Source organism: uncultured Nevskia sp. (assembly GCF_903885465.1).
Classification (GTDB): Bacteria; Pseudomonadota; Gammaproteobacteria; order Nevskiales; family Nevskiaceae; genus Nevskia.
Genome location: NZ_CAISIQ010000367.1, coordinates 1 through 7,357 on the forward strand (window position 1 = coordinate 1; position 7,357 = coordinate 7,357).

Here is a 7,357-nt window from a genome sequence, read left to right on the forward strand (position 1 = left end):
CCTTTGCCTCATGCTCGTCGCTGCTGAACGTCGGCGCAAGCACCTTCAGCGAAGGCCCTTTTCCTTCTATATCTTTTACCCATCTTTCATCCCCCGCAGACCATGAATGCCCTCCTTCGCCGCACCGCCTGCACACTGATGACCGGAGTCTGTCTCGTCCTATCCACACCGAGCCACGCCGAGGCCAATCGCGATCAGCTCACTCTGTCGAACTGGCTGAAGTTCGTGCCGGCTGCTGGCGCTGCCGCGTACTCCACTTACGAGGGCGACTACCGCGGCCTGCTGCAACTGGGCACTGAAGTGGTGGTGACCGTCGCCGCGACGCAGGGGCTCAAGGAAGCGTTCAAGAACGGAGACTGGGGCACGCGCCCCGATGGCGGCACCAAGTCCTTCCCGTCCGGTCATACCTCGTTCGCCTGTTCCGGCGCGGCCTATCTCGGCGAGCGTTACGGCTGGCAGGAAGCGGCGCCGGCGTATGCGATCTCGGCCTGGGTGGCCTACATCCGCGTCAACGAAGACAAGCACTACGTTCGCGACGTCGTCGCCGGCTGCGCGCTGGCCTGGGGCATCTCGAAGTTCATCGTCAAACCGTATGTGCCGGCGCAGGTTTCGGTGACGCCGGTGATCGGGCCGGGACAGGTCGGCCTGAACGTATCGGCGAACTGGTAAGGCTTCTTTCAGGCGGTGCCGACGCAGGCGATCGCTTCATCGCACCAGGCGATGGTGGTGCGTTCGGTGAGGATGCCCATGCGCAGACCGAGATAGCGACCGCGCTTGCGGGCGTTGAGCACGGTCGGGTCCGGGTAGTGCTCGGCCATGATCGATTCGTAGCGAGCCAGGCGCTCGATGTGCAGCGCCCGGCGTCGTTCGAGTTCCTGAACCAGGGTTTCGCTGTTCGCACCTTCGAGCGCGAACAGCTTGACCAGCAGTTCTTCCTTGGAGCTCGGTGGGCTGGTCGGCTCGGTCAGCCAGGTATCGAGCGCCTGCCGACCCTCGCCGGTCAGCTGGTAGACGATCCGGTTCGGCCGGTCGGCCTGCTCGACAGTCTCGCCACGCACCCACCCTGCCCGCGCCAGCTTGTGCAGCTCCTGGTAGATCTGCTGGTGGCTGACCGGCCAGAAGAAGCCGACGGTCTGATCGAAGCGCTTGGCGAGGTCATAACCCGAATGCGCGCGATCGAGCAGCGATACCAGGATGGCGTGGGACAGCGCCACGATTCAGATGCTCAGGCTGCCAGCAGACGCTGACGCGCCGCGTCGTACTCGCGCTCCAAACGGCCGACGAGATCGCCGACGCTATCGATCGACTTCACCGCGCCGATGCCTTGGCCGCAGCCCCAGATGGTCTTCCAGGCCTTGGCGTCGGTGTTGCCGCCGGAGCCGAAGTCCATCTTGCTCGGATCGGATTCCGGCAGCTTGTTCGGGTCCAGGCCGGCGCTGATGATCGATGGCCGCAGGTAGTTGCCGTGCACGCCGGTGAACAGATTGGAATAGACGATGTCGTCTGCACCGCAGTCGACGATGCATTGCTTGTAGCGCTCGTCGGCATTGGCTTCCTTGGTGGCGATGAACGCCGAGCCGATGTAGGCCAGATCAGCGCCCATCGCGAGTGCGGCGAGCACCGAACTGCCGGTTGCGATCGAACCCGAGAGCAGCAGCGGGCCATCGAACCACTCGCGGATTTCCTGGATCAGCGCGAACGGCGACGTGGTACCGGCATGGCCACCGGCGCCAGTGGCGACGGCGATCAGACCATCGGCGCCCTTCTCGATCGCCTTCTTGGCGAACTTGTTGTTGATGATGTCGTGCAGGGTGATGCCGCCGTAGGAATGAATGGCCTCATTCAGATCGGTGCGGGCGCCAAGCGAGGTGATGACGATCGGCACCTTGTACTTCACGCACATCTCGATGTCGTGATCGAGGCGGTTGTTCGATTTGTGGACGATCTGGTTGACCGCATACGGCGCCGCCGGACGATCCGGATTCGCCTGATTGTGGCGATCAAGTTCTTCGCTGATCCGCTGCAGCCATTTGCCGAGCTCTTCCGCTGGCCGGGCATTGAGCGCCGGAAACGAGCCGACCACGCCGGCCTTGCACTGCGCGATCACCAGATCCGGGTTGGAGATGATGAACAGCGGCGACGCCACGACCGGAATCCGGAGGTGGTTGCGAAGCAGGGCCGGCAGTGGCATGCGGAGAACCTCGTCAGTGAATGAGAGACGCAGTCTATATGCGTGATTTTGCTTAAGCAATAATTTGCATATTAACCTCATGACCAGTCGTTGCCGGCTTTGTAAAACTGACCGGAAAATTGAAAAGAATACATATGTGCACAGACGGGACATTCTCGGCATGAAGCCGTCCCGGCAGTGCCAGCCTTCAAACCGCTGGGAGCGAAGCTTGCTCCCGCTTACGAGCCTCGCCCATCGCGTCTCTCTGCCGTGCTTCCTTATTCGGCAAAGGTCTGCCGAGCGCATTCTTGGGCGCATCGACACATCCCCTCTTCAAAACTCCGGGAACCGGCATCACTCATGACCCAGCGTCCTCAGTCGCATCTGTTTCCATCTTCTCGTCAAACCGGTCTCATCACCCTGGGCCTGATGACGATCTTGCTGGCCGCCTGCGGTGCCGACAGCCGGCAAGCGGTATCGGCCGGCTATGGCGCCAATCCAGACTTGCCGGCACCCGTATCGACCTTGGTTCCGACCGTCAACATCGCCACCGCCAAAGGCTGGCCAGAGGGCCGCACGCCGCGCGCCGCGCCGAGCCTGAAAGTCAGCGCTTTCGCCAGCGGCCTCGATCACCCGCGCTGGCTGCTGGTGCTGCCGAATGGCGATGTGCTGGTCGCCGAGACGAACGCGCCGAAGCGCCCGGACGATTCAACCGGCATCCGTGGCTGGGTGATGGAAAAGGTCATGGGCAAGGCTGGCGCTGGCACGCCGAGCGCCGACCGCATCAGCCTGCTGCGCGATACCGATGGTGACGGCGTGGCCGAAACCAAAAGTGCGCTGCTGACCGGCCTGCACTCGCCATTCGGCATGGCGCTGGTCGGTGACAAGCTGTTCGTCGCCGATACCGATGCGGTGCTGAGCTTTCCGTACAAGACCGGCGATACGACCATCGCGCGTGCGACCGGCAAGATCGTCACGCCGCTGCCAGCCGGCTCGATCAACCATCACTGGACCAAGAACCTGATCGCCAATGCCGAGGGCACCAAGCTCTATGTAACGGTGGGCTCGAACAGCAACGTCGCCGAGAACGGTATCGATGCTGAAAAGGAGCGTGCAGCGATCCTCGAAGTCGACATCGCCAGCGGTGTCTACCGCGTTTTCGCGTCCGGCCTGCGCAATCCGAACGGCCTGGCCTGGCAGCCGGAAAGCGGTGCGCTGTGGACGGCGGTCAACGAGCGTGACGAGATCGGCAACGATCTGGTGCCGGACTACATGACTTCGGTCGTCGAGGGCGGTTTCTACGGCTGGCCGTACAGCTACTACGGCAATCACGTTGATGAGCGAGTGAAACCGCAGAAGCCGGAACTGGTGGCGACGGCGCGAGCGCCGGATTACGCGCTTGGCGCGCATACGGCTTCGCTGGGCTTGGCAGCATCGAATGGCAAGAGCGGCGTGGCCTCGGCCTTCGGCAGCGGCATGTTCATCGGCCAGCATGGTTCCTGGAACCGCAAGCCACGCAGTGGCTACCGGGTGCTGTTTGTACCGTTTACCAACGGCAAGCCTTCTGGCACACCGACCGACGTGCTCGATGGTTTCATCGACGCCGACGACAAGGCGCTGGGCCGGCCTGTCGGTGTGGCGCTCGACAGCCGCGGCGCACTGCTGGTGGCTGATGACGTCGGCAACACCATCTGGCGCGTGACTTCGGCGCCTTGAAGGCAGGCTGAAACTCAGCCGCAAGAAGGCCCTGCGCCGTTCGGGGCCTTCCCTTTCTTCCCGCATTCACCTGAATTTTCCGAAACCGCCGACGCAGGCACGCGAGGTGCTCATGTGCCTGTGGTAGTCCCGTACAGCCAGAGGGCTGGCGAAGCGTAGACATCTAAAAACAGGCCGATTGGTTTTGGCCACCGTTCCACACAGGAGTTGTCGATGAAACAAAAGAAGAAGTCCCTCCCTGCAATTGCCGGGTTCGCCACCGTTGCGCTCTGCACCGCCTTCACGGCGCATGCCGGCGAAGGCGGCTACATCGGGATTGAGGGTGGCGCCAACTGGAAGGCAGATCAGAACCTCTATGGTCCGATCGTCGACAGCAACGTCCGCTTCGGCGATCCGCTGAAGAACGGCTGGATCGGTGGCCTCGTGCTCGGTACCACCACCCCGTTCGGCCTGCGTCCGGAGCTCGAGTTGAGCTACCGCCGCAACGATGTCGACAGCGTTCGTGTCGGCAACCTCGCGCGCGTGCAGGCCGATGGCTTCGAGAACGCCTACTCGACGATGGCCAACCTCTGGTACGACATCCGTACTGACAGCGGCTTCTTCAGCGTCGTCCATCCGTACGTCGGCGGCGGTGTCGGTGCCACGCGCTTCGGTCTGCGCGGCTACTCGGCCTCCAACGACTTCACGGTGCAGTTCGCCTACCAGGGCGGCGGCGGCATCAGCTTCGATCTGACTCCGCACCTCACCATGTCGGCCGACTACCGCTGGATCCAGAGCGCCAAGGGCAACTTGGACCTGGGACCTGGTCCGGACGTCGAATCCCGCTATCGTGCGCAGTCGGCGATGCTCGGCATTCGCTACTCGTTCGGCGCGGATGCACCGCCGCCTCCGCCGCCTCCGCCGCCTGCGGCTGCTCCGCCGCCGCCCCCACCGCCGCCCCCGCCGCCGCCTCCGGTGCGTGATACCGACGGTGACGGCGTGCCGGACAACCTCGACAAGTGCCCAGGCACTCCGAAGGGCTTCAAGGTCGACCGCGATGGCTGCATCATCGAACAGACCGTGGCGCTGCGTTCGATCAACTTCGAGTTCAACAAGGATCGTCTGACCGATCCGTCGAAGCTGTCGCTCAATGAAGTGGCCACTGCCCTGAACGCCCAGTCCGCATTGTCGGTGCAGATCGGTGGTTACACCGATTCGCTCGGTTCCGATGCCTACAATCAGAAGCTGTCGCAGCGCCGTGCTGATGCGGTCCGCGTCTATCTGATCAGCCAGGGCGTGCCGAGCGGTCAGCTGACTGCGAAGGGCTTCGGCGAAGCCAACCCGGTGGGCGACAACGCCACTGAGGAAGGCCGTACCGAGAACCGTCGCGTGGAGTTCACCGTGCTGAACAAGCCGGCCTCCGTGAAGGTGATCGAGAAGACGCCGACCCCGGCATCGAAGAAGGCTGCTGCTCCCAAGAAGTAAAGTTTAAGAAGTAAAGGCTGACATCCCTGCAACTGCGCGCCCAGGCGCAGTTGCAGGGACTGCAGCACAAGCGTCACCAGATCCGTTACCAGATCACCTTCGCCTCCGCGGCGAACTCATTCAGAAACTGTCCGGCCTTTGCGCCGTGCAGCAACGCCAGGGTCGACAGCACGCCGGCTTCGGTGCATGAACCTGCGGCAACCGTGACGACACGAGGCCCGCCGGTTACCGGCCAGCCCGTTCGCGGATCCAGCACGTGCGGATAGCGCACGCCGTCTTTCAGCAGGTAGCGGTGAACATCGCCACTGCTGGCAATGCCACCTCGATGCAGCGAGATCACCGGCGCATCCACCTCCATGCCTTGCACATCGATGCCGACCAGCCACGGCTTCCCGTCCGGGCGCGGTGCACTGGAAGCAAGATCGCCCCCGCAGTTGACCAGCACCGGCAAGTTGCTCGCCGCGGCCGCGATTGCACAAGCGCGATCGACTGCGTATTCCTTGCCGATGCCGCCGAAGTCGATCTGCATGCCCGGCAGCAGCTGCAGCATCGGTGATTGCCATTGCAGCTTGTCCCAACCCACCAGCGGCAGCAGTGCCTGCACGGCCTCATCACTCGGTAGACGGTCCGAGCCATCGAATCGAAAGGCCTGGCGCAGCACGCCCGAAGTGATATCGAACAGACCGTCGCTGATCGCCCAGAGCTGGGCGGCATAGTCGAGGAAGCGTCCGGTTTCCTCATCGACCTCCACCGGCTTGCCATCCGCGCGGTTGATGCGGTCGACGACATTGCCCGGCAGGTAGCGGCTCCAGTGACGCTCGATCCGCCAGACCTCTTCGGCAACCTGCTCCGTCAGGCGCAGCAGGAGCGCGGCATCAGCACCGTCGACAAGCACCTCGCAAGGCGAGGCCATCGCCTCGAAGCGTCCGGCCAGCGCACCGCTGGCCGTGGCTTCGACTCGGACGCTGCGGGCAGCGTTACGCTGGCCGGACAAGCGCCTACCAGTTGAACCGGTAGCCGATGCTGAGCATCACGGCAGACAGGTTCGGCGACAGATCGAAGGCCGAAAGCGCGTCGGCCGCCTGGCCAGGCACGTGGGTCGTCGTCGCGAATTGCTTGTAGGCCTGCAGGCGCACGGAAAATTCCTGGTTGTTGCCCAGCAGGTGACCATACTTCAGACCGCCGGTGACGGCGCTGAAATCACCGAGCCGAGGATCGGCGCTCGCGTAGTCGATGGTCGTGTCCTCCCCGGAAAACAAGGCCGGTTTGTAGAAATCGGCGGCCGACTGCTTGTAGTAGCGCGCACTCGGTTCCAGGTAGGAACGCGGCGAGATGTTCCAGCGATAGGCCACGTCTGCAGTATGCGAGCGAATGCCCCAGCTGTCGGTGAAAAAGCGATACGACAGATCGATCGAATCGCGCCCGAACAGAGAGCGCTTGTACTCGGCATAGAAGGCATGCCGCGTTCGCGAGCCCGGCCGCTTCTCGTAGACGTAGTACAGCGGCTGCGCCGTTTCATCGACCACCGACAGGAACTTGTACGGATCGGTTTCGTAGCCATTCGACAGGCTCAGCGAGTAGTTGAACTGCACGAGACTGGAAGGATCGATGACCTGGGTGATGCCGACCAACACATCCTTGACGTTCTTCGATTTCGACGGCCCGGACAGACCTTCGCCGTCGTTGGCATCGCCGATCGGCACGTTGACTCGGCGCGTCAGCGGGTTCGGCGCGCCGCCGACTGGATTGAGACGATCGAACTCGAAGCCCAGACCGGCGCTCAAGGTCGTGTTGTGCTCGTTCAGATCATAGGCATACAGCGCGTTGGCACCGGCCGACAGAAAGTCGTACTCCTTCGAGCCGTTCAAGCCGACCTGCAGCTTGCTGACATCGGTCAACGGGAAGCGATAGCCGAGATTGCCGGCGATACGGGTGTCCTTGAACGTCGGATCGAGCGGCGTATCACCCGGCGCAATCGTGTAGCTCTTGCCCTTGCCGGACGGTGAC

Annotated in this window: 7 protein-coding genes; 3 read left to right on the top strand and 4 right to left on the bottom strand. The window is 63.1% G+C overall.

Annotation, left to right across the window (positions count from 1 at the left end):
* Positions 1-81: 81 nt before the first annotated feature.
* Positions 82-669 carry a phosphatase PAP2 family protein gene (locus QZY06_RS14375; protein ID WP_295685750.1) on the top strand — a complete coding sequence of 196 codons (588 nt, stop codon included), beginning with the start codon at positions 82-84 and terminating at the stop codon, positions 667-669.
* An 8-nt stretch (positions 670-677) separates the two neighbouring features.
* On the opposite strand, the gene QZY06_RS14380 is transcribed toward QZY06_RS14375, so the two are convergent.
* A complete protein-coding gene (locus tag QZY06_RS14380; RefSeq protein WP_295685739.1) occupies positions 678-1,214 on the bottom strand; it encodes a PadR family transcriptional regulator in 537 nt (178 codons plus the stop codon).
* Between the two features lie 11 nt (positions 1,215-1,225).
* Positions 1,226-2,191, bottom strand: coding sequence for a nitronate monooxygenase family protein (locus tag QZY06_RS14385; protein WP_295685741.1), 966 nt, complete (start codon positions 2,189-2,191; stop codon positions 1,226-1,228).
* A gap of 408 nt (positions 2,192-2,599) precedes the next feature.
* On the opposite strand from QZY06_RS14385, the gene QZY06_RS14390 reads away from it, so the two are divergent.
* Positions 2,600-3,886, top strand: a complete 1,287-nt coding sequence (locus QZY06_RS14390; protein ID WP_295685743.1) for a sorbosone dehydrogenase family protein — start codon at positions 2,600-2,602, stop codon at positions 3,884-3,886.
* 213 nt (positions 3,887-4,099) lie between these two features.
* Positions 4,100-5,350: an OmpA family protein gene (locus QZY06_RS14395; RefSeq protein WP_295685745.1), complete on the top strand. Its 1,251-nt coding sequence runs from the start codon at positions 4,100-4,102 to the stop codon at positions 5,348-5,350.
* Positions 5,351-5,435: 85 nt separating this feature from the next.
* On the opposite strand, the gene QZY06_RS14400 is transcribed toward QZY06_RS14395, so the two are convergent.
* Both QZY06_RS14400 and QZY06_RS14405 read right to left on the bottom strand, forming a co-directional pair.
* Positions 5,436-6,344 (bottom strand): FAD:protein FMN transferase, encoded by a 909-nt coding sequence (locus QZY06_RS14400; protein ID WP_295685747.1) that lies wholly within the window; start codon positions 6,342-6,344, stop codon positions 5,436-5,438.
* Between the two features lie 4 nt (positions 6,345-6,348).
* Positions 6,349-7,357, bottom strand: a 1,009-nt coding sequence (locus QZY06_RS14405) for a DUF3570 domain-containing protein (RefSeq protein WP_295685748.1), incomplete at its 5' end; no start/stop codon positions are given.